Below are 24,159 nucleotides of genomic sequence, written 5' to 3'. Positions count from 1 at the left end.
TCATTTGTCCGTTATTTATGGCAAAAAAGAAAAACTCCTCAACCCCTACGCAACCTTATCATCCTACGATGAAAAGGACGCACCGGGTTGCATTTATGCTGAACGAAGAGGAGTTTAAGGCCGTAAATAGATTTATCGACAAATATCAAATCAGCAACACATCTAAGTTCATGAGAGAAGCCGTGATCCGTACAATTCTTAAACGTCTTGACGAAGATCACCCCACGCTTTTTGATTGAAACCAATAAAAAAATGGCTTCCTGAAAATATTCGGGAAGCCATTTTTAATTATCGGGCTCAGTATTATGCTTCTCTTGGTTGTTCGCCTTCTACTGTTGGTTCTGTAGGTTTGGAAGGATTTTCTTCGGGGGTATGTTCCTCTTTTTTCGCTGTCTTTGTCTTTATTGTTTCAACCACTTCTTCCACTTTTTCTTTTGCTGTTGCAACTGCTTCTTTGGCAGAATCCATCGCTTTATCCACTTCCGGATGTTTTGCTTTGAATTCTTCAACTTTTCCCTTAGCTGTTTCAACGTATTCTTTCGCCGTATCTACAGCCTTGACTACCGTGGGATTTTCGGGTATTTCAGCAATCTTTTCTTTCGCTGTTTCAATATACTCTTTGGCCGTCTCGACAGCTTTGACAACTTTAGGGTTTTCCGGAATTTCGGCTATCTTTTCTTTGGCCGTCTCTATGATTTCTTTGGCAGAATCCACAGCTTTCACAACTGTCGGATTTTCGGGCAGGTGAGAGATCTTCTCCTTTGCCGTTTCAATGACTTCTTTTGCAGTGTCAACGGCTTTATTTACATTGGGATTCGCTTTAATTTCTTCAATTTTTTCTTCAGCCCATTCTTTCGCTTCATGCACTTTGTCTTTTACTTCAGGTGCTTTTTCTTTGGCTTTCTCCCATGTAGTTTCAGCAGTTTCGCTTACTTTTTCAGCTGCTTCTTTTGAGCTGCCGAATAACTTCTTAAGAAAATCTTGGAGTCCCATAATTGTTAGTTTTAGATATTTGTGATAACACAAAGATAAAGATTATTTTGAAAAACTATCCGGTTTAATTAAGAATTTACAAAACGGATTAGGGCTTCTTATGCAAAAATATGGGGTTAAAGTCATATCTTTGCGCCTTCAAAAAAAGACCTTTAATTTTATGATTACTGTTGACGGATTAACCGTAGAATTCAGCGGTGCAACGCTGTTTAAAGATATTTCTTTCTCTATCAACGAAAAAGACCGAATAGCCCTTATGGGTAAAAACGGGGCTGGAAAATCTACTCTTCTAAAGATTCTTGCCGGAGCTCAGAAACCAACCCGTGGTAAAGTATCAGCCCCAAAAGATACTGTCATTGCTTATTTACCCCAACATTTGATGACGGATAACAACCGAACGGTTTTCGAGGAAGCCGCCCGGGCATTTGCTTCCATTTTTGACATGGAAAGCCGTATCAATGAAATTAACGAGCAACTGGCGACAAGGACCGATTACGAGTCGGAAAGCTATTATCAGTTAATAGAAGAAGTTTCGACGCTTAGTGAACGGTTTTATTCGATCGAAGAAATAAACTACGATGCAGAAGTGGAAAAGACCTTGTTGGGTCTGGGTTTTCTGCGTGAGGATTTTACCCGTCCGACGAGTGAGTTTAGCGGTGGTTGGCGGATGCGTATTGAGCTGGCTAAAATTTTGCTGCAAAAACCAGATTTGATTCTGCTCGATGAGCCTACCAATCACCTTGACATTGAGTCTATTCAGTGGTTAGAGGATTTTCTGGTGAACAATGCCAAAGCAGTAATTGTCATTTCGCACGACCGTGCTTTTGTGGATAACATTACTACCCGTACCATTGAAGTGACGATGGGTCGTATTTACGATTACAATGTAAATTACTCCAAGTATCTCGTCTTAAGAAGGGAACGCCGGGAACAGCAGCAAAAGCAATGGGAAGAGCAACAGAAAATGATTGCCGAAAACCAGGAGTTTATCGAACGTTTCAAGGGAACTTATTCCAAAACACTTCAGGTACAATCGCGTGTAAAAATGCTTGAAAAGCTGGAACTTGTCGAGGTGGACGAGGAAGATACATCAGCTTTGCGTTTGCGTTTCCCGCCTTCACCACGCTCCGGAAGCTATCCGGTAATTTGCGATGGCGTTGGCAAAAGTTACGACGAACATGTGGTCTTTTCAAATGCCAATTTCACTATTGAGAGAGGAGAGAAAGTTGCATTTGTGGGTAAAAACGGTGAAGGTAAATCGACCATGGTCAAGTGTATCATGAATGAAATTGAGCATGATGGTAAACTGACACTAGGACACAATACCATGATTGGTTATTTTGCACAGAATGAAGCTTCTATGCTAGACGAGAACATTACCGTTTTTCAGACTATCGACGATATTGCCAAAGGAGATGTACGAACAAAGATCAAGGATTTCCTCGGTGCGTTTATGTTTGGTGGCGACGACATCAATAAGAAAGTGAAGGTATTGTCGGGTGGGGAACGTACCCGCTTGGCAATGATTAAGCTTCTTCTCGAGCCGGTCAACCTGCTAATTCTCGATGAGCCGACGAATCACCTGGATATGAAAACAAAAGACATTCTGAAAAGCGCCTTGCAAGACTACGACGGAACGTTGATTCTGGTATCGCACGACCGTGATTTTCTGGATGGGCTTGCGAGTAAGGTGTATGAATTTGGTAATAAAAAAGTAACTGAGCACTTGGGAGACATTAAAGGTTTTCTTGAAAAGAAAAAAATGGAAAACCTGAGAGAATTGGAGAAGAAAAATTGATGCAATAAGAAACTGTGAATTAAGTCGCTCTAACTTTCTGAATATGGCTTGTTGCCTTGCTATTGCCTTAATTTTTGCTTAACTTTGCACTTTGATTTGAAGTAATAAAAACAAAATATAAAATATTAATTAACAAATGATTACGACTGAACAACTGAAAGCAGTGTCAGAACGCGAGGACGCGTTGAGGAGGTACCTTTGACGTCGACAACAAGATAATACAGCTCGAAGAAGAAGAAATGCGCACTCATGCCGAAAATTTCTGGGAAGATCAGAAATCGGCGGAAGCGCAAATGAAGAAAATCCGCGAAATAAAAGTGTGGGTTGAAGGTTACAACGAGGTGCATAATGCAATCGGAGAACTGGAGCTTGCATTTGATTTTTTCAAAGAAGGCGTCGCCGACGAAAATGAAGTAGATGCTGCTTATGCAAAAGCAGTGCAACTGGTTGAAGATCTGGAGATGCGCAATATGTTGCGTCGCGAGGAAGATAAATTTGGTGCGGTTATTAAAATTGTAGCCGGTGCCGGTGGTACCGAAGCGCAGGACTGGGCCGATATGCTTTTCCGTATGTACCAACGCTGGTGCGAACGCCAGAATTACAAGTGCGAAATCACCAATTTTCAGGAAGGTGACGAAGCCGGTCTCAAAACCGTTACCATGCAGGTCGACGGTGATATGGCATATGGTTATCTGAAAAGTGAAAATGGGGTTCACCGTCTGGTACGTGTTTCTCCATTCAATGCTCAGGGAAAACGTATGACCTCATTTACTTCGGTTTTTGTGGTTCCTTTGGTGGACGATACCATCGAAATTGAGGTTAATCCGGCAAACCTTAGCTGGGATACTTTCCGTTCGAGTGGTGCTGGTGGACAGAACGTAAACAAGGTGGAAACCGGTGTGCGTTTGCACTATAAGTTCAAGAATCCGGTTACCGGAGAAATGGACGAAATTGTGATCGAAAATACCGAAAGCCGTTCGCAGTTTGGGAACAAGGACAATGCAATGCGTTTGTTGAAATCGCAGTTGTATGAACTGGAACTCGAGAAACGCCGTGCCGAATCGGCCAAGGTGGAAGCCGGAAAGAAGAAGATAGAGTGGGGATCGCAGATCCGAAGCTATGTATTCGACGACCGTCGTGTAAAAGATCACCGAACAAACTATCAGACCTCTAACGTAGGTGCCGTGATGGATGGTGATATCGATGCATTCATCAAAGCCTACCTGATGGAATTCGGAGGAGAATAGTCTCCAATGGGTCAAAGTAAATTGTAAATTATTAAATCGTAAATAAAATAGGTATTATGAGTAAGAAAGCTATGCTGATGATCCTCGATGGCTGGGGAATCGGCAACAAATCGAAAGCCGACGTTATCTCTGAAACGCCGACTCCATACTGGGACTATTTAGTATCAACCTATCCTAACTCGCAATTGCAGGCATCAGGTGAAAACGTTGGTTTGCCTGACGGTCAGATGGGTAACTCCGAAGTGGGTCACTTGAATATTGGCGCCGGCCGCGTGGTGTACCAGGATTTGGTGAAAATCAATATTGCCTGCCGCGACAATTCAATTTTGAAAAATCCGGGCATTGTGGAAGCATACGAATATGCTAAAGCTAACGACAAGAAAATTCATTTATTGGGTTTGGTATCTGATGGCGGTGTACACAGCTCGTTGGATCATCTTTTCAAACTGACAGAAATTTCGAAACACTACGGTGTGGATAAAACCTATGTTCACTGCTTTATGGACGGTCGCGATACTGACCCACGCAGTGGTAAAGGTTTTATCGAAGCGCTTGATAACCATCTGAAAACTTCGACCGGTAAAATCGCTTCGATCATTGGCCGTTACTATGCAATGGATCGCGACAAACGTTGGGAACGTGTGAAAGAATCATACGACCTGATGGTTGAAGGCAAGGGTACTCCAGCTACCGATGCGGTTGCTGCCGTACAAGCTTCATACGATAATGGCGTTACCGACGAATTTATCAAACCGATCGTGATGACTGATGCTGCGGGTGCTCCGTTGGCAAAAATCGAAAGCGGCGACGTGGTGATTTTCTTCAATTTCCGTAACGACCGTGCCAAAGAGTTGACTATTGTATTGACTCAACAGGATATGCCTGAAGCAGGAATGCATACTATTCCTTTGCACTATTATACAATGACTCCGTACGATGCAAAATTCCAGGGCTTGCACATTTTGTTTGATAAAGACAATGTACAAAACACTCTGGGCGAAATCGTAGCGAAAGAAGGTTTGAAGCAGTTGCGTATTGCAGAAACTGAAAAATATGCGCACGTTACTTTCTTCTTCTCAGGTGGTCGCGAAGCTGAATTTGATGGTGAAGAACGTATCCTGATTCCTTCTCCGAAGGTGGCAACATACGATTTACAACCTGAAATGAGCGCATTCAAAGTGGCCGACGCATTGGAAGAAGCCATCAATACTCAGAAGTTCGACTTTATTGCTGTAAATTTTGCCAATGGCGATATGGTTGGTCATACAGGTATTTACGAAGCAATCGAAACTGCCGTGAAAGCTGTTGACAAATGTCTGAATCAGGTGGTTGAAGCGGCAAAAAAGAATGGTTACGAGGTGATCATCATTGCCGACCACGGAAATGCAGATAACGCTGTGAATAATGATGGTTCGGCCAATACAGCTCACTCGTTGAATCCGGTTCCTTTTGTATATGTAACAGAAAAGAAAGATGCAAAAGTTGAAAACGGTATTCTTGCTGACGTTGCTCCTTCGCTTTGTGGTTTGCTTGGCATTGCTCAACCTACAGAGATGACAGGAAAGAACCTGATTCATTAATTTGATCCGATATATTGCTCCCTTCTTTGATATTTTCAGGGAAGGGAGTTTTTTATTGCAATTTTTCTTGTATAATTGCGTTATAATATCAAAGAGATTTACGAATGAAGCGAATTCTGTTAATAATAAGCTGTTGGCTGTTAGTGGGTAGTGTGTTTGCCGAAGAAGATTTTCATGAGGCAGATCAACGAACCTGGCATTATGGCTTTACGTTGGGAATGAATTCGTATGGTTTTGCAGTAACTCCAAGGGATCCGAAATTAGTAGGTGTGCAGGTCTCGTCTTTTACTCCCGGGTTTACGGTTGGTATTATTGGCGATTTGAGATTGAATAACTTTTTCAATTTGCGATTTACTCCTTCTCTCAATTTTACTCAACGTACTTTATTGTATCACGATTTTACTTCGACAACAAGTAACTGGGAGGGTCAGTATGTGCAGTCGACGTTCGTCACTTTGCCCCTATATATCAAGTATCGTGCAGTCTGGTATAAGCGCTCTCGCCCTTATTTAATTGCAGGAGGAGGTATTGACTGTGATTTGCAACGCGGAAAAGACGTAAATGTTTACCTGAAAACTTATAGCCCTTTTATTGCTTTTGGAATGGGCTGTGACATCTATTTTGATTTCTTCCGCTTGTCGCCGGAGTTTAAATTTTGTCTCGGAATGAGTGATGTGCTGACTCCTCTGTCTTCGAGAGATACAGGCACATTTACTTCTGACCAAAAACGCTATACGGATGTTATTTCGCGTCTGACTTCAAAAGCATTTGTGTTGACATTCAACTTTGAATGATCTTAAGCTGACAAAAATTTTCCGATAGTTTCTTCTGTTTTAGCAATCGCGTCTTCCAGTTGATCGTTGATAATCACAACGTCAAATTTCGGAGCAAACTCAAGTTCCCATTCCGCTTTATTGATGCGCTGTTCGATCACTTCGGGAGCATCCGTTCCACGTCCGTGCAGTCGTTTACGAAGTTCTTCCACCGATGGAGGTTGAACAAACACAGCCAACGCTCTGTCACCGAAATATTTTTTGATATTTACTCCGCCCACTACGTCCACATCGAAAATGAGGTTTTTTCCTTCTGCCAGGCAGCGTTCCACTTCGCTTTTCAAAGTCCCATAGAACTTATCGGGGTAAACCTCCTCAAATTCAATAAATTCGTCATTAGCAATCTTCTGACGAAATATTTCAGGAGTCAGAAAGAAGTATTCCACGCCGTCTTTTTCCTCTCCACGAGGAGCCCGACTGGTTGCTGAAATTGAAAAACTCAGGTTAAAATTCTGTTGAAGAAGATGTTGTATCAGTGTGCTCTTTCCCGAACCGGACGGAGCTGAAAAAATAATTACTTTACCGGACATACGTTAATTTCAAGTTTCAAGTTCAAAGTTCCAAAATGACAGCCTGTTAAAGTACGTTCAGTACCTGCTCTTTGATCTGTTCCAGTTCGTCTTTCATCAAAACGACGATTTTTTGCAGTTCGGCATGGTTGGCTTTTGAACCGAGCGTATTGATTTCGCGACCCATTTCCTGAGCGATAAAACCAAGTTTTTTGCCGGGATTATGCTCTTTTTTCATTGTTTCGCGGAAATAATTCAAGTGGTTTTGCAAGCGAGATTTTTCTTCGTTCACATCCAGTTTCTCGATGTAGAAAATCAGTTCCTGCTCAAAACGATCGGCATTGTAGTTTTCGCTCACGTTTTGCAGACCATCGCGCAGGCGTGTTTTGATGCGTTCGATGCGTTCGGATTCATATTGGCCGACAGTACCCAGTAATCTCTCAATGTTATCCACTTTTGTGGTGAATACCTTTGCAAGCGAATCGCCTTCCTGTACACGGAATTTTACCAGCTGGTCAATTGCTTCCTGCGTTATTTTTGCCACTTCCAACCATTCGTTTTCTTCGAGTTGTTGATCTTCGTTTTTCAGTACTTCGGGTAAACGAAGCAGCGTGGAAAACCAATCGGCAGGTAATGGAATATTTTCCGAGTCGGAGAGTTGTTTTATCTGGTTGTAGTAATCTTTCAGAATAGCTCCGTTGATTTGAGTAGAAGCAACCACGTTGGTCGTGGAAACATTGATGCTCAGGTCTACTTTTCCCCGTTCGAGTTGTTGTGTCACCATGCGACGTAAATCGAGATCTTTTTCACGGTATTGCCCGGGCATCCGTGTCGAAATATCCATTTGTTTACTATTCAGAGATTTAATTTCGATTCTGATTTGTTTGTCGTTGTAGGTGCCGGTGGCTTTGCCATATCCGGTCATGGATTGGAGCATAATGTTGATTCTAAAATTAGAGCGCAAATGTACGCTTTTTTGAGTTAAAAATCGTACTTTTGTGCCACAAATTAGCGCTGTAATATTATGGCGCTTTTGCATCTAAATACTTAATTATGTCATCAATACTTCATATCGAAACATCCACTACTGTTTGTTCCGTGGTTTTATCGGAGAACGGTAAGGTTGTTTCGGAACGAATTTCTCTTACCGGCCCGTCACATGCTTCCTTACTCGGTGTTTTTGTGCAGGAAATACTTCAGGAAACCAAGGCGCATCCCGATGCAGTTGCTGTTAGTTGCGGTCCTGGTTCGTACACAGGCCTGCGCATCGGCGTTTCTACCGCCAAAGGACTTTGCTATGGCTGGAATGTTCCTCTTATTGCAGTAAATACGCTTCAGTTGCTTGCTTCGACGGTTGCTACCGAAACACCGGTAGACGAAAATACGCTTTTCTGTCCGATGATCGATGCGCGTCGCATGGAGGTATTCTCGGCTTTTTATGACAAAGATCTCCATCTGTTTCGCGAAATTGCAGCCGATATTGTGGACGAAAATTCCTATCTCGATATTTTGGCCAGTCATAAAGTGCTCTTCTTTGGAAACGGAGCCGATAAATGCCGTAGCAGCATTACGCACCCTAATGCCGAATTTATAGACGACATCCAACCCAAAGCCTCCAATATGATTCCGTTGGCAGAGAAAGCGTTTGCTGCCGGGGAATTTGTGGATGTTGCTTACTTCGAACCGTTCTATCTCAAAGAGTTTGTTGCAACAGTACCCAAAAATAGGGTGCTGAATGTAGAACAAGGAGTAAATAGCAAAGAATAAAGATAGCTACGGTTGTAAAATCTCAAAGAGAATTAGAACTACAAAAAATTTGACTACGTTTCAAAACAATGAACAGGCAGATTTGGCATTGCAATACATTCAATGCACCGATCAGCACCTGTTTCTGACCGGGAAGGCAGGAACGGGCAAGACCACTTTCTTGAAACGGTTGCGCGAGATTTCTCCGAAACGCATGATTGTGGTGGCCCCGACGGGTGTTGCTGCCATTAATGCCGAAGGTGTTACTATCCACTCCTTTTTTTCGTTGCCCTTTACGCCGTTTATTCCGAAAGAGGCGAGGGTAGAGAACGAAAGCGAGCGTCAATACCGTTTCTCACACATCAAAATTGATATTTTGCGGAGCCTGGATCTGTTGGTGATCGACGAGATCAGTATGGTTCGGGCCGACATTCTCGATGCTATCGACGAAGTGTTGCGCCGCTATAAAAACAAGAACAAGCCCTTTGGTGGTGTTCAGCTGCTGATGATCGGCGACCTGCAACAATTGCCTCCCGTGGTGACCGATGCCGATTCGGAAGTGCTGAAGCGCTATTACGATACCAATTTCTTTTACGGAAGCAGAGCTTTAAGTAAAACCCGTTTTGTCACTATAGAACTACAACATATCTACCGTCAAAGCGAGGCAAAATTTATCGGACTGCTCAATGCCGTACGAGACAATCAACTGTCGCCGGAAGTGATCGATTTGTTGCGTCAGCGTACGATTCCGGGCTTTCAGGCCGACGACTATATAATGCTGACCACGCATAACCATCAGGCACAGCGCATCAACGATCAACGCCTGAAGGAGCTGAAAAATGCCTCGTGGTTCTTCAAAGCAAAGGTCACCGGTGATTTTCCCGAAAGTTCGTATCCAACCGATTTCGAGCTGGAACTGAAGCCGGGAGCCCGTGTAATGTTCCTCAAAAACGATTCGTCGCCCGAAAAAGCCTATTTTAATGGAAAAATCGGGGTAATAACCTCCATCGACGATGAAACGATTTATGTGCAGAGCGAAGGAGAAGAGCGCATTATTGCTGTGCATCCGATGGAGTGGAACAACATGCAGTACACCATCGACGATGCAACGCAAGAGATTGTTGAGACAGTGATCGGCACTTTTGAGCAATATCCGCTCAAACTGGCCTGGGCCATTACCATTCACAAAAGCCAGGGTCTGACTTTCGATAAAGTAGTGATAGACGCACGGGCTGCTTTTGCTCACGGACAGGTGTATGTTGCTCTGAGCCGTTGTCGTTCGCTGGATGGATTGGTGCTCAGCACACCGGTGCACCAGAATAGTTTGGTAAGCAATTCGGAAATAGAACAATTTACCCGTCAGCAAAAAGCGAATGCTCCATCGCAGGAATCATTGCGGACGGCGCAGCAATATTACATGCAGGAGTTATTAATCGATCTGTTCGACTTTACTCCGTTGCAAAAAGAGATTATCAACCTGATATACCGTTTGCGAGAAAACGAACAGGTTGTAAGTGGAAACATTCATGTGACTATTCGCAACACAAAAGAATTTGTTAATCAGGAGATTGTTGAAATTGGCATAAAATTTCATTCTCAGATCAACGAATTGATTGCACAGAACGGAGATGTGGAAAATAATCCCCTGTTGCAGGAGCGAATCAGAAAAGCAACTTTCTTTTTCGGGGAGAAAATCGATCGTTGTATGGCCGACGTGGATGCGTTGGAGTTTGAGACGGACAACAAAGCGATTCGAAAGAGTATTTCTGATGCATTGGATAAACTGAAAGAACAAATCGTTGGCAAAAAACAGGCACTGAAGAGTTGTGCTGATGGTTTTCGACTGAGCGAATATCTTTCGGCAAGAGCCAAAGCTATCCTGAAAGGAGATAAGCCTGAAACTGAAAAGTATAAACCGGCCTCATTGAAATCTTCGGCTCATCCCGATCTGTTACTGAAGTTGCGAGCCTGGCGTAATGCTACTGCCGACCAACAAAACGTGCAGCCTTACGATGTATTGCGGCAGAAGTCGATGGACGAATTGATTGCCAAACTTCCGACAAATAAGAAGTTGCTCAAGTCGATAAAAGGTTTTGGTGCAAAACGAATCCGTGAATATGGCGACGAATTGATTGATATTATTACCGGGTACATGCAGGAAAAGGGGCTTGCCATTGTGGTGGAGACCGACGAAAAAGAGCCGGAAGGAAAAGTCAGCACCTTCGATGTTACATATAATCTATTTACCAGCGGCTTGAATGCCGCAGCTATTGCCAAAGAGCGGGGATTGACACTTACTACCATTGAAGGACACTTGGCACGCTTTGTGAAAGAAGAAAAGATCGATATTGCGGTGTTGCTGCCGGATGACAAGCTTCGGAAAGCGTTGGATTACTTCAAATCGGCAGAAACCGTGGGGCTCACACCGGCTTATGAAGCGCTTCAGGGGGCGTTATCGTACGGAGAATTGAAGTATGTACTCAGCTATTTGAACCGACCCTAAAAACCACGAAACTCACGTTGTTTTGTATTCCATATCACAAATTAAACGTCTGAAGATGAAGAAATTTTATCTTTTTATTTTACTATCAAGCTTTGTTGTGGCCTCGTTTGCACAACAAATGCGTCTTGGCGTAACGCTGAGTGGTGGTGGAGCGCTTGGCTTTGCTCATATCGGGGCATTGCAGGCACTTGAGGAAGCCGGATTTCATCCGCAGTTTGTTTCCGGAACCAGCATGGGTGCTGTTGTTGGCTCTTTTTATGCGGCAGGATACTCGCCGCACCAGATTCTGATAATGACGCAGAACGAAAAAATGTACAAAAAGAGCAAACTTATTAAAGTATTGCCACACAGCGATGCTACTGGTCTGTCGACTCACAATGCCTTGCGAACCGTATTGAAGAAATATATTCCGAGTGATGATTTTGATAGCCTGCCCAAACGGTTTTTCTGTTGTGCAACTGATCTTACTAACGGTCAGGCGGCCTATTTTGGGCACGGAAAACGGTTGAGTGAATATGTGGTGGCTTCGGCTTCTATTCCGGGCGTGTTTGATGCGATTATGATTGATTCTGTTAGTTATGTGGATGGAGGGGCGTTAAACAATATTCCTACACAACCTATCCGTCCTCTTTGTGATGTTGTAATCGGCATAAATGTAGATACATACGATCACGATATGAAGTTGACAGGTCCTATCAGTGTATTAAATAAGACAGTGAAGGTGATGCTTGCCCATAATTCAAAACAGGGTGCCGATATGTGCGACTTTTTGATTAATATTCCGCACAGTAAAAAGATAAGCTCTTTTAGTTATGGGCGTTACAAAGATATTTATATGAACGGCTACATTATCGTGAAGAAATATCTCGCAGAGCATCCCGAAATGTTGAAGTATGCCGATAAGAAACCATCTGTACCTGCTGAAATACCAGTTATTTCTCTGCCGCAAAACTAAAATTACACGAATCAACCGTACATGGAGAAAACGTTAATCAATCTTTTCGAGGAATCGGTTAAGAAATATGCCGAGCGTCCCTTTTTATTCGAAAAAATCACTGATAAGTTTCAGGAAACTACATACAAGCAGACCCGTGAGCTGGTTTACCGCCTGGGAGCTGGTTTACAAGCCATCGGAGTACGCAAAGGCGACGCGATGGCATTGTTGTCCGAAGGCCGCAACTGGTGGATTATGGGCGAATTGGCCATGTTTTACGCCGGGGCTATCAATGTGCCGCTTTCTATCAAACTGGAAGAGAGCAACGATCTGTTGTTTCGTCTGCAACATGCCGATGTAAAGTATATTATGGTTTCAGGCAATCAGTTGCCCAAGATACGCACTATTCTCGATCAGTTACCTGCTGTGCAAAAAGTGATTGTATTTGATCGACAGGAAGAATATGCCGCAAAAGAGCTATTCATTGACGATGTATTACAGGCCGGCGATCAATACCTGAAAGATCATTCGGAAGAGGAATTTCTATCAATAGCCAAATCGTTGAAAAATGATGACTTGGCAACCATTACTTATACCTCCGGTACAACTGCCGAACCCAAGGGTGTGATGCTGACGCATCGCAATTATACTGCCAATATCGAACAGGCGTTGACCCTGTTGATTATACCGGAAACATGGCGCACGCTGGTCATCCTGCCGCTCGATCACTGCTTCGCACATGTGGCCGGCTTTTACATTTTTATGAAATGTGGTGCAGGAGTGGCAACCGTGCAGGTGGGTAAATCACCGCTGGAGACATTGCGCAATATTCCGGTCAACATTAAGGAGATAAAGCCGCACATGATCCTGAGTGTTCCGGCATTGGCCAAGAATTTCCGTAAAAATATCGAGAATGGTGTGCGTGCGCAGGGTAAAGCGCTCAACCGACTGTTTCACATCGCACTGAAAGTAGCTTATATCTACAATCAGGACGGATGGAACAAAGGGGCAGGGTGGAGATGTATGCTCAAACCATTGGTTACCTGGTTCGATAATATTCTTTTTTCAAAGTTACGAGAGAGTTTTGGCGGCAATTTGCAGTTTTTTGTTGGTGGCGGTGCGTTGCTCGACAAAGATTTACAGCAATTCTACTATGCTATCGGCATACCGATGTTTCAAGGATATGGACTATCGGAAGCGACACCGATTATCTCTTCCAATGTTCCGGTCAGCCATAAATTCGGATCGTCGGGAGTGTTAGTACAACCACTTGACATCAAAATTCTTGATAGCGATGGCAAAGAATTACCTGCCGGAGAGAAAGGCGAGATCGTTATCCGTGGAGAAAACGTGATGGCCGGCTACTGGAAGAATCCCGTATCGACAGCCGACACGGTAAAAGAGGGCTGGCTTTACACCGGCGATATGGGATATATGAGCAGCGACGGCTATCTCTATGTGTTGGGGCGTTTCAAGAGTCTGCTGATCGGTAGCGACGGCGAAAAATACAGTCCCGAGGGTATCGAAGAGGCCTTGGTCTCGATGACACACCATATCGATCAGGTAGTGTTACACAATAATCAGGATGCCTATACCACGGCATTAATTGTGCCTAATAAAGAGGCTCTCAAACGCCATATCAAACATGCATCCGACTCACCCGAAGGTCGAAAAGAGGCTGTGCAACTGCTTATAAACGAAATAAACAAGTTCAGAGCCGGAGGCGTACATGCCGGAATGTTTCCTGAGCGATGGCTACCTACAACAATTGCCGTATTGCCCGAACCGTTTACCGAACAAAATCACATGGTAAACAGCACTATGAAGGTAGTGCGCGGAAAAGTGGAAGAAGTTTATGCCGAAACCATCGATTCCCTCTACACCGCCGAAGGAAAGAATATGCTGAACGAAAGGAATTTGCAGAATGTATTTTGATAGAAGATAAGTCTATGTGGAAAATCAGATTGTTTGTGATTTTACTGTCGACATGGGTAATAGGTACATCTTGTACAAATACTGTTCGTCAGCAGAAGGAACAATTGGGGTCTTACGCATCTTTGTATACTCCGGTCATAAATGCTGTTTCCCAACACGATTCCATCAGTTCCTGTTTAATCAAAAAACAATTGGTAGGCTGCTTTCCTGTTGATACAAATCGACTTCAACCTCCGGCTCCTTTGTGTTTTTCGGTTAGCGAAATACTAGATAGATTCAAATCCAACAATGATGCCAAACAGGATTCTCTGTCTATAATCCGGCAATTTGAGGATTTCCGTAATACAAATACACTAATAGCACTCAAAGCAATAACGTATCAAAAATATACTCAGGCTGATTCATTTTATTTCTGGATTCCTGTGTTTTCAGCAAATAAAAGGTATGCAATCGTACAATATGGAAGAAAAGAAACAAATAAACGAAGCGATAAAATTAAAAGGATTGTATTGCGGCAGGATGATAATCAATGGATTGTTGTCAATGAGGAATAATATAATCTTGTAGAATAATATTTGGATGTTGGAGAATGCAACAAATACACTTACCACTTATCCCTTACCACTAACCACTAATTTATGATCGATACTTCACAATTTACAGATAAAAAAGCGGCGTACCTCACGTTGGGATGCCGCCTCAATTTTTCGGAAACCTCCGCCATTGGCAAAACATTGTCCGATGCGGGGTTTCGCAAGGTGCGCGCCGGAGAACAGGCCGACATCTGCGTAATTAATACCTGCTCGGTGACCGATATTGCCGACAAAAAATGCCGTCAGGCCATCCACAAGATGGTACGCAACCATCCTGATGCTTTTGTGGTGGTGACGGGCTGCTATGCTCAGTTAAAACCCGAAGAGATTGCCGGAATAGAGGGCGTGGATCTGGTGCTCGGAGCCAACGAAAAGTTCGACGTGCTCAACTTTATCGAGGATTTGCATAAAAAGGGTCGGGGAGAGGTACACTCTACCGCTATCGACGACGTGAAAGCGTTTCATCCTTCGGTTTCGCACGACGACCGTACCCGCTTTTTCCTCAAAGTGCAGGACGGATGTGACTATCGGTGCAGTTATTGCACCATTCCCTTTGCTCGGGGCAAGAGCCGCAACGGAACCATTGCCGACACGGTAAAGATTGCCGAACAGGCAGTCGCCGAAGGGGCAAAAGAGATCGTTTTGTCGGGCATCAATATTGGTGATTTCGGTAAATCGACCGGAGAAACCTTCTTTGAACTGGTACAAGCGCTTGACAATGTAAAAGGTGTTGAACGATACCGTATTAGTAGTATCGAACCAAATCTGATCACGAACGAAATTATCGACTTCGCAGCAAAATCATCACACTTTGTGCCTCACTATCATATTCCTTTGCAGTCGGGCAACAATGAGATACTCGGTTTGATGCGTCGCCGCTACAAACGCGAACTCTTTGCCGAACGCATTACGGAAATCAAGCGCGTAATGCCTGATGCGTTTATCGGCGTGGATGTAATTGTAGGCGTGCGGGGCGAAACGGACGAACATTTCGAAGATGCCTATCGTTTTATCGAAAGTCTGCCCATCTCGCAACTGCATGTTTTCACCTATTCGGAACGTCCCGGTACCAAAGCACTGGAAATAGACTACACCGTGCCAATAAACGTGCGCAAGCAGCGCAGCGAACGGCTGCACGAGCTGTCGGAACGGAAAACAAGGGCATTCTACGAAAGTCAGATAGGGAAGAGCGCGAAGGTGCTTTGGGAATCAGCTCGGAAAGGCGAATGGATGCACGGTTTTACGGATAACTACGTGCGTGTGTCGGCTCCCTATGACAAATCGAAGATCAACACCATTGAAGAAGTGGTGCTGAAAGGATTTCACCCCGAAGAAGATCATGGAATGATGAGTCTGGACTGCGAGTTAGTACACAGTGCGCAGTAAACAGTACTCAATATAGCGGATAAAAATTGTAAGCATGCTTTGATTTACCCCCAACCCCCTAAATGGGGCTCTAACCATGCAAAATGAGCACAATTAACTCATTTCACAGTCTTATTCCTCCCCTTTAGGGGAGGTTGGGAGGGGCTGATAACCAAAGAAGTAAAAATCAATATTAAAGAAAAGCAGAAAAGTGTTCCGTTATGGAATCTCGGAACAAATAAATTTTGGAATAACATATTCTTATGAATTTTGAATTACAACATACCGATTCGAAGTCAAATGCACGTGCAGGAGTAATAACCACCGATCACGGAACTATTGAAACGCCTATTTTTATGCCGGTGGGCACGGCAGGTTCGGTGAAAGCGGTGCATCAGCGCGAACTGAAGGAGGATATTAAAGCGCAGATTATTCTGGGGAACACCTACCATCTTTATCTGCGTCCGGGTTTGAACATTATAGAGAAGGCCGGCGGACTGCACAAGTTCAACGGATGGGATCGACCTATACTCACCGACAGTGGAGGTTATCAGGTATTTTCGCTTAGCGACAATCGCAAGCTGAAAGAGGATGGCGCACACTTCCGTTCGCATATCGACGGATCGAAACACCTTTTCACTCCCGAAAATGTGGTGGACATTCAGCGTACTATCGGGGCCGATATCATTATGGCCTTCGACGAATGCACGCCCGGAACGGCCGATTACGATTATGCCAAACAATCGATGGAACTCACCCATCGCTGGCTGGCACGCGGCCTTGCGCATTTCGACGAAACAGAACCGAAGTACGGATATTCGCAAACCTATTTTCCTATTGTTCAGGGCTGTGTTTATCCTGACCTGCGGAAGCAGTCGGCCGAGTTTATCGCCTCGCAAAACCGTGAAGGGAATGCCATTGGCGGCCTTGCCGTGGGCGAACCGACCGACAAAATGTACGAGATGATAGAGGTGGTGAACGAAATTCTGCCCAAAGACCGTCCGCGCTACCTGATGGGAGTGGGTACGCCCGCCAACATTTTGGAGGGAATTGAGCGGGGAGTCGATATGTTCGATTGCGTGATGCCCACCCGCAATGGCCGCAACGGAATGTTGTTTACCAGTCAGGGTATAATGAACATGAAGAACGAGAAGTGGAAAGACGACTTTTCGCCCATCGATCCCGCGGGCACTTCTTATGTCGACTCGTTCTATTCCAAGGCATACCTGCGTCATCTGTTCCACAGCCAGGAGTTTCTGGCCATGCAGATAGCCTCGATTCACAACCTGGCCTTCTATCTTTGGCTGGCAGGCGAAGCGCGCAAACATATCATTGCCGGCGACTTCAGCAGCTGGAAGCCACAAATGGTGCGCCAGGTATCGCAACGCCTGTAAACAGCGCATCCAAACATATCGACGGAGTAATATAGCCCGAAAAAGGCCGTATTACTCCGTTTCTTTTTAAAACAAAGTCAATTAATGGTCAATAAAAACGATTTAATTTTAAAACAAAGTCATTTATTTAGCGATCAAACTCATTTAATTTCAAAACAAAACCATTTGTTGAGAGATCGAAAGCATCTGTTGCCTAAACAAAATGATTTGTTGGACGATCAAACTCATTTGTTGAGCAATAAAAATGATTTATCAGGCAGTCGAATGTCATTATTTGTGGGTTTATTGGATCTGTTCAATAAGCTGTGTCAGTAAAATGATAAAGAACAGTGTTTGATTTAGCATTAAGAGAATAAATTAACTAAAAACGTGTTTTATGGAGAGAAAGTTGTAGATTTGGGGCGGAAAAACATATAATAATCTAATACCAAAAATAGAATAACCGATGAAAAACATTCACCCCTTTTTAGTTATGATATTCTTATTTTATGGATATCTAAATGGATCTGCACAAAGTTTAACCGAATTTAGAGCAATGCTGAAAGACTATGGAATGAACATTACCATACCCGATGGTTTTATAGAAACAAAGGTGATACCGAATGATAACATGGAATATGATTATGCTATCAAATATCCGGATCGCGATTTTGAACTCAGGTATGCAATTCGGCCTATTTTATATAAAAGCTATGCCAACGATACAATTCGAAAAGAGATAGAAGGCCAGCGTTCGTTTCGAAATACATCATACGGAACGGTACTGGAGACTATTATTCTGAATATTACAGGAGGAAAGGAGTATCAATGTCAAGCATTTGATAAAAAATCGGTAAAAATGGAATTTAATGCCGATTGGGGGGCAACCTCTTTTCTGGAGCTCAATTCAGGTTTTGGAAAAGGTTATAAATATTGCATGATTATTGCCATTCACAAAGATAATGTGGCAGATGCCTATTATTTCTATTTGTCAAATACAAAAGCAAACTTTTCAGCTAATATGGATCCATTGTTCCATACTTTGAAATTTATAAATGAATAAAGTAAAACATGATAGAGTATAGGATGATGTTGGTTCTCTGCAAATTTTTCAAAGGATACGTTGCCAGCTCGCTTTTATTTCTTGCGGTTAATTACAAAGTAAATTGCGATGAGTTTTACCCCTAAATCCCCAGAAGGGGACTTTGGAGCAGTGCAAGCAGAAGCATTTGAACAAGAAACAAGTCCAGTTGGCAGATTAAAGCCCCTTCAGGGGTTTGGGGTCGTGACATCGTAGATCGTCAGTAGATTTTTAGATAGCGTGAATCACACCTTCATTTTCTATTGCCCCGCAGTACAACTTCCTTCCGAAAAGCCTACCTTTACAGAGTAATTAATCAGACATTCAGCCAATGCAACCCACTATCGATAGCACCCGTTTCGGCGAGATTATCATTGAAGGAAAAACCTATACACACGACGTCGTGATCGGCTTGGACGGAATGGTAAGAAATCGCAACAAACGTTTGTCTAGCGCACAATATGGCACGTCTCACATCATTTCTTTGGATGAAGCACAGGATGTGTATGCTGCCGGAGCTGCATTGCTGATAGTCGGTACCGGACAAACCGGATACGTCGAACTCTCAAAACAGGCAAATGAATATTTCAAACAGCATGGATGTCATGTGCTGTTGATGCCCACTCCCCAGGCGATTGAAACCTGGAACTCTATTGAAGAAGCTGCCATCGGCTTGTTCCATGTCACCTGCTGACACCTCTCACCGGGCCTCTCCGGCCTTACATTGGTATATTTTCTATATTCTAAATCAGATTATTATGCCAGTTGCCAAGTTAGTTGAGTTTCTCAACGCCAATAACATCAAATTTGTCTCCATTCGCCATTCGAAAGCTTACACGGCCAATGAAATTGCCCATTCTGCACATATCCATGGACAGGAACTGGCAAAAACGGTTGTGATACGGGTAAACGGGAAAATGGCTTTGGCTGTGCTTCCGGCTTCGGGACGGGTTCATCCCGACATGCTGAAAGAAGCCATCGGAGCTGAAACGGTATCTGTTTGTAACGAACGTGAATTTCTGGATAAGTTCCCGGGCTGCGAACTGGGTGCTATGCCTCCGTTCGGAAACCTTTACGGAATGGATGTTTATGTATCGACAGCCCTGACCGAAGACAAGGAAATTGCTTTTAATGCAGGAACTCTTACCGAACTCATCAGACTGTCGTACAAAGATTTCGAGAATTTGGTTAAACCTAAAATTGTACGTTTTTGAAGGACCGTATTGCTAATAACGCGATGCGTCATCATTTTAAAACAACCAGAAAAACGGCAAAATTCTTGCAGCTTTTTTGGTTGTTTTATTTAGTCTTGGATTTTACCAAACCGTCTAATAGTGATAAAAAGCATCCTAAAAGGTGTGTAAATGCTAGATTTTGCATTATCTTTGATCTCTCTTTTCACTGGAACGCCAGCAATTATTTGTCTTTCTACATTATTAATACCGTACTAACAAAATCTAAAGGGTTAAATGCTTGATTTTCTAACGTGTTTAAGTACATGTGATAAGTTGTAACTCTTAAGCAGATTTTGTTGTGTATGATATTTCGATTTTTACTCATAATAACCTTTTTAATTTATGTTTCCGCTTTATCTGCCATTGTACCGGTGACAGATAAAATCAGTCTGAGTGGGATCATCAAAGACCATGCAAATGGAGAAGCTTTGATGGGCGTAACCGTAAGCATTCGCGAACTGAGAGCAGGAGCTCCGACAAATCAGTCCGGCTTCTATTCTATCACCATACCCAAAGGTCAATATACCATTGAAGTCTCATATCTGGGCTATCAAACGCAGATTTTACACTTAGATTTGACAAAGTCGAAAAATCTGGATCTGGAAATGCAGATGACCCCTAAAGAGATGAAAGAAGTGGTGGTTTCTTCCCCAAAAACGGATCTGATAGCGTCCAATACCATGAGCAAACAGCAGGTATCTATTAATACAATGCGTAAAATGCCGGCTCTTATGGGTGAAGTTGACTTGCTAAAGGTAGTTCAGTTATTGCCCGGTGTCGTATCGGCAGGCGAGGGATCATCAAGTTTCAGTGTTCGTGGAGGAGGCATTGACCAGAATCTGATACTGTTAGATGATGCACCTATTTTTCATGCTTCTCACATGATGGGTTTCTTTTCAGTTTTTAATAACGATGCAATCCGGAATATGACCCTTTACAAAGGAGACATACCGGCGGCATACGGAGGGCGCTTGTCTTCTTTGTTGGAAGTCCAAACAAAAGATGGCAATTCGAAAAAGATCTCTGGCAGTGGTGGTATTGGATTAATATCCAGCAGGCTGACATTGGAAGGTCCTTTGGATTCAGATAAAACCACTTTTATTGTATCGGGAAGGCGTACGTATGCTGATATGTTTCTAAAGTTGTCTCATAATGCCGATATAAAAGATAATGAATTGTATTTCTATGATTTAAATGCTAAGATAAATCATAAGTTTGATAAAAATAACCGCGTTTTTGTTTCGGCCTATCTGGGTAGCGACTTTTTTAATAACAGTAACGTTGGGTTCAGTTTTGGAAATGCGGCTGTTACAGCTCGATGGAATCACCTGTTTTCTCAAAAGTTCTTCTGTAATATTTCTTTGAATTATAGTCGTTTTAAATACAATCTGCAATCAAAATATAGCACAGATAATAATTTTGACTGGCAATATGCCATGCGGGACTTTAATTTCAGAAGCGATTTTACGTATGTTAGTAATCCTCGCCATACCCTGAAATTTGGTTATACCGGTATTTATCACATTCTTCACCCGGGCAAAATTGTCACAGAAGATAAAGCACCGGGAGCAAGTGATTTTGTATTGCCAAGTGTTTATGCTATAGAAAACGCATTGTACATAACAGATGAGTATAAATTGTCGGACCGCTTATTCGTAAAAGCTGGTTTGCGTTCTACCTGTTTTGCTGATATTGGCAAGGGAACAGTCTACAATTATGACCAAAATTATAATGTGGTGGACTCAACCGTTTATAAGCCGGGACAAATAATAAAGGCTTTTTTTCGGGTTTCTCCTCGTTTAGGCATCAACTATCTTATTGATGAACATTCGTCTTTAAAAGCCAGTTATGCCCGCACTAATCAATATTTACAAATGGCATCCAATTCCACGGCCGGAACACCGCTTGACCTTTGGTTTACAGCCGGTAAAAACATTCAACCGCAAGGATGTAATCAGTTTGCAATCGGTTATTTTCGTAGCTTGTTCACCAATACAATTGAAACATCGGTCGAGTTGTTTTATAAGAGGATGTCTAATACCATTGATTTCAAGGATCACGCACGGTTGATTATGAATCGTGAACTAGAAGGAGAATTGCGTTTTGGTAGTTCTTATGCTTATGGAGCTGAATTTCAGTTGCAAAAGACTCAGGGAAAACTTACAGGATGGGTTAGTTATACCTATTCTCATGCTCAATCTACAATTAACGGAATAAATGATAATCAACCATACAGATCGCCATATGATAGGCCTAATACGATTTATTTAGCTGGAAATTATGAGTTGAATAGAAGTCTTTATTTTGGAACAACATTTGTTTATGCAACCGGACTGCCCATTACGTATCCTGTGGGAAGAATGGAAATAGACGGTGTAATTCTGCCTGTTTATTCAAAACGCAATGCTTATCGTATGCCCGACTATCACAGGTTGGACGTTTCTCTTACGTGGGTGCCCCGCGGTATCAAAAACCGCAAATGGAAGAGTGAATGGAATTTTTCTTTGTACAATGTCTATGGACATAAAAACGCATGGGCTATCAATTTTGTACAGGAACAAAACAATCCGTATAAAACAAAAGCAGAAATGACTTATCTGTTTTCGGTTGTGCCATCTATTACGTATAACTTTAAATTTTAACACCATGAAATTCAAGTTATTCTTCATTACAATATTTGTGACAATATTATTTGCGTCCTGTACAACAGATATAGATGTAAAGCTTGATTCTATCCCTTCAGAACTGGTTGTAGACGGAGCTATTAGCACAGACACTGCAGAACATGTGGTACATCTGAAGAAGACCGGAAATTATTTTTGCGACCAACCAGCAAACGTGGTTTCTGGTGCTTCCGTCACTCTCAGCGATGGCATAAAATCAATAGCCTTGTTTGAAGATGAGCAAGAAAAGGGAGCATACAAAACACCATCGAATTACTTTGGTGTGGTTGGGCGTACTTATACTTTAACCATAACTGATATAGACGTAAATGGAGATGGAATACCTGAGACATATACGGCCTCAAGTACGCTCAATGCAGTTCCTCCGCTTAAAATGATACAAGTGGAAAAGCAAGAACTGTTTTATGAAAACGTGTGGGCTGTAAATGCTTGGATGAAAGACCCATCAGGGGTGTCAAACTATTACCTGACGAAAGCCTATAAAAATAATATCTGTATTTCAGATACAATTACGGAATGGGGATTGGTTAGCGATGCTTTATTTGATGGTACGGAGGTTTGTGGTAGAACCATGTTGTATATTCATACAGAAAATAAAGCGGAAAAAATTCATTCCGGAGATCGGGTGATGCTTGAAATATGCGGTATAACAAAGGATTATTATAGTTTTATCGGTGAAGTAAAAGCCGAATTCCGGGGGCATAATCCATTGTTTGGAGGCCAGCCTGCCAATATCAGAACGAATGTTATACAGACTTCCCCGAAAAATGCAGCAAACTATCCCAGAGGTTATTTTGCTGCATATGCAATTTCGAGAGCAGGAACGGTTTACAAATAATTTTAATTACAATGAGAATTGAACATTTACCGGAGGATAATGCGGCACGAATCAGTCCGTTAGTATCCAGAAACCGTACATTTGAACTTTTAAAACAATACAACTGTGAGGAGTTTCATATTCAGCATGCGGAAACGGTAGAAGCTACCATGCGCTATTTCGCCCGAACTTTAGGTTATACGCAAGAACAGGAGTTTTGGGGATTGGTTGGCTTGTTGCACGATCTGGATTTTGAACAATTTCCGGATGAACACTGCATTAAAGTTCAGGAAATTATGGAAGCCGAGAATATTGATCCGGAGATTGAACGAGCGGTGGTTTCTCATGGTTATGGCCATAGAGTAAATGTACAGCCGGAACATGAAATGGAAAAAGTGCTATATGCGGTAGACGAGCTGACCGGCCTGATTGGTGCGGCAATACTTATGCGGCCAAGCAAAAGCACACTGGATATGACAGTTTCTTCGTTGAAAAAGAAATTCAAAGACAAAAAATTTGCTGCCGGATGTTCGCGTGATGTCATTCAGCATGGAGCTGAAATGCTCGGGTGGGAGCTTGACTACCTGATAGATGAGACCATTAAAGCAATGCAGGAAAAAGAACTATCTGAAAAATCATGAAAAGATTTACGACCAGATACAAAACAAAAGACAACGGCTTATAGTTTGATAATGAAACGCTATAAGCCGTTTTTTGTATGTTTGAAGAATATATAGAAAAGAACTGGTTATGAGCTTGCAATGATACTGCGTCAGATTTGGAACGGCCTTGACCGGTGAGCCAAAAAACAAGTGAGAAAGTGGTAAGAATCACCCTTGTTCGAAGTTTGCGACGTAAGGAGAAAACAAGTTTGGGTGATTACCACTTTCGAACGCCGGTTTTTTGAGCGAAGCGGGCATAGCCTTGAATTTT

General features: G+C 42.8%; 20 protein-coding genes. 17 read left to right on the top strand and 3 right to left on the bottom strand.

Features of this window, described 5'->3' with window-relative positions:
* Positions 1-17 precede the first annotated feature (17 nt).
* Positions 18-239 carry a hypothetical protein gene (locus F8N35_RS12005; RefSeq protein WP_293053307.1) on the top strand — a complete coding sequence of 74 codons (222 nt, stop codon included), beginning with the start codon at positions 18-20 and terminating at the stop codon, positions 237-239.
* A 64-nt stretch (positions 240-303) separates the two neighbouring features.
* Here the strand turns inward: F8N35_RS12005 and F8N35_RS12000 are convergent, their stop codons facing one another.
* Positions 304-993 carry a hypothetical protein gene (locus F8N35_RS12000; RefSeq protein WP_293053305.1) on the bottom strand — a complete coding sequence of 230 codons (690 nt, stop codon included), beginning with the start codon at positions 991-993 and terminating at the stop codon, positions 304-306.
* A 160-nt stretch (positions 994-1,153) separates the two neighbouring features.
* On the opposite strand from F8N35_RS12000, the gene F8N35_RS11995 reads away from it, so the two are divergent.
* From F8N35_RS11995 to F8N35_RS11980, 4 genes are all read left to right on the top strand, one after another.
* Positions 1,154-2,791, top strand: coding sequence for an ABC-F family ATP-binding cassette domain-containing protein (locus F8N35_RS11995; protein WP_293053303.1), 1,638 nt, complete (start codon positions 1,154-1,156; stop codon positions 2,789-2,791).
* Positions 2,792-2,927: 136 nt separating this feature from the next.
* A protein-coding gene (gene prfB / locus F8N35_RS11990) for a peptide chain release factor 2 (RefSeq protein ID WP_293053301.1) occupies positions 2,928-4,038 on the top strand; the annotation gives its coding sequence in 2 pieces (ribosomal slippage) (positions 2,928-2,990 and positions 2,992-4,038; 1,110 coding nt in all).
* 56 nt (positions 4,039-4,094) lie between these two features.
* Complete coding sequence (gpmI, locus tag F8N35_RS11985; RefSeq protein WP_293053299.1) at positions 4,095-5,618, top strand: 2,3-bisphosphoglycerate-independent phosphoglycerate mutase; 1,524 nt, start codon at positions 4,095-4,097, stop codon at positions 5,616-5,618.
* Between the two features lie 104 nt (positions 5,619-5,722).
* Positions 5,723-6,412: a porin family protein gene (locus F8N35_RS11980; RefSeq protein WP_293053297.1), complete on the top strand. Its 690-nt coding sequence runs from the start codon at positions 5,723-5,725 to the stop codon at positions 6,410-6,412.
* Between the two features lie 2 nt (positions 6,413-6,414).
* Here F8N35_RS11980 and gmk read toward each other — a convergent pair whose 3' ends face one another.
* Positions 6,415-6,981, bottom strand: coding sequence for a guanylate kinase (gene gmk, locus F8N35_RS11975; protein ID WP_293053295.1), 567 nt, complete (start codon positions 6,979-6,981; stop codon positions 6,415-6,417).
* Between the two features lie 46 nt (positions 6,982-7,027).
* Positions 7,028-7,897: a YicC/YloC family endoribonuclease gene (locus tag F8N35_RS11970; protein WP_293053294.1), complete on the bottom strand. Its 870-nt coding sequence runs from the start codon at positions 7,895-7,897 to the stop codon at positions 7,028-7,030.
* 116 nt (positions 7,898-8,013) lie between these two features.
* On the opposite strand from F8N35_RS11970, the gene tsaB reads away from it, so the two are divergent.
* From tsaB to F8N35_RS11910, 12 genes are all read left to right on the top strand, one after another.
* On the top strand, positions 8,014-8,727 hold the full coding sequence (gene tsaB, locus F8N35_RS11965) for a tRNA (adenosine(37)-N6)-threonylcarbamoyltransferase complex dimerization subunit type 1 TsaB (RefSeq protein WP_293053292.1): 714 nt from the start codon (positions 8,014-8,016) through the stop codon (positions 8,725-8,727).
* A gap of 49 nt (positions 8,728-8,776) precedes the next feature.
* Entirely contained in the window at positions 8,777-11,209 is a 2,433-nt protein-coding gene (locus F8N35_RS11960) for a helix-turn-helix domain-containing protein (protein WP_293053289.1), read from the top strand.
* 55 nt (positions 11,210-11,264) lie between these two features.
* Positions 11,265-12,164 (top strand): patatin-like phospholipase family protein, encoded by a 900-nt coding sequence (locus F8N35_RS11955; protein WP_293053286.1) that lies wholly within the window; start codon positions 11,265-11,267, stop codon positions 12,162-12,164.
* 21 nt (positions 12,165-12,185) lie between these two features.
* The gene (locus tag F8N35_RS11950) at positions 12,186-14,078 is read left to right on the top strand and encodes an AMP-binding protein (protein ID WP_293053283.1); all 1,893 of its coding nucleotides are present in this window, start codon (positions 12,186-12,188) and stop codon (positions 14,076-14,078) included.
* 638 nt (positions 14,079-14,716) lie between these two features.
* Positions 14,717-16,057 carry a tRNA (N(6)-L-threonylcarbamoyladenosine(37)-C(2))-methylthiotransferase MtaB gene (gene mtaB / locus F8N35_RS11945; protein ID WP_293053280.1) on the top strand — a complete coding sequence of 447 codons (1,341 nt, stop codon included), beginning with the start codon at positions 14,717-14,719 and terminating at the stop codon, positions 16,055-16,057.
* A 242-nt stretch (positions 16,058-16,299) separates the two neighbouring features.
* Complete coding sequence (gene tgt / locus F8N35_RS11940; protein ID WP_293053277.1) at positions 16,300-17,430, top strand: tRNA guanosine(34) transglycosylase Tgt; 1,131 nt, start codon at positions 16,300-16,302, stop codon at positions 17,428-17,430.
* Between the two features lie 445 nt (positions 17,431-17,875).
* Positions 17,876-18,472, top strand: a complete 597-nt coding sequence (locus F8N35_RS11935) for a hypothetical protein (RefSeq protein WP_293053274.1) — start codon at positions 17,876-17,878, stop codon at positions 18,470-18,472.
* Between the two features lie 349 nt (positions 18,473-18,821).
* Entirely contained in the window at positions 18,822-19,184 is a 363-nt protein-coding gene (locus tag F8N35_RS11930; RefSeq protein WP_293053271.1) for an MTH938/NDUFAF3 family protein, read from the top strand.
* Positions 19,185-19,248: 64 nt separating this feature from the next.
* Entirely contained in the window at positions 19,249-19,704 is a 456-nt protein-coding gene (locus F8N35_RS11925; RefSeq protein ID WP_293053268.1) for a YbaK/EbsC family protein, read from the top strand.
* A gap of 323 nt (positions 19,705-20,027) precedes the next feature.
* On the top strand, positions 20,028-22,367 hold the full coding sequence (locus F8N35_RS11920) for a TonB-dependent receptor (RefSeq protein WP_293053264.1): 2,340 nt from the start codon (positions 20,028-20,030) through the stop codon (positions 22,365-22,367).
* Between the two features lie 4 nt (positions 22,368-22,371).
* On the top strand, positions 22,372-23,247 hold the full coding sequence (locus F8N35_RS11915; RefSeq protein ID WP_293053261.1) for a DUF4249 family protein: 876 nt from the start codon (positions 22,372-22,374) through the stop codon (positions 23,245-23,247).
* A gap of 11 nt (positions 23,248-23,258) precedes the next feature.
* On the top strand, positions 23,259-23,867 hold the full coding sequence (locus F8N35_RS11910) for a hydrolase (RefSeq protein ID WP_293053258.1): 609 nt from the start codon (positions 23,259-23,261) through the stop codon (positions 23,865-23,867).
* Positions 23,868-24,159: the final 292 nt, after the last annotated feature.

This window comes from Paludibacter sp. (assembly GCF_009712605.1).
Taxonomy (GTDB): Bacteria; Bacteroidota; Bacteroidia; order Bacteroidales; family Paludibacteraceae; genus Microbacter.
Note: the sequence above shows the minus strand (reverse complement) of the source record. Positions and strands in the feature narration are given on the sequence as shown.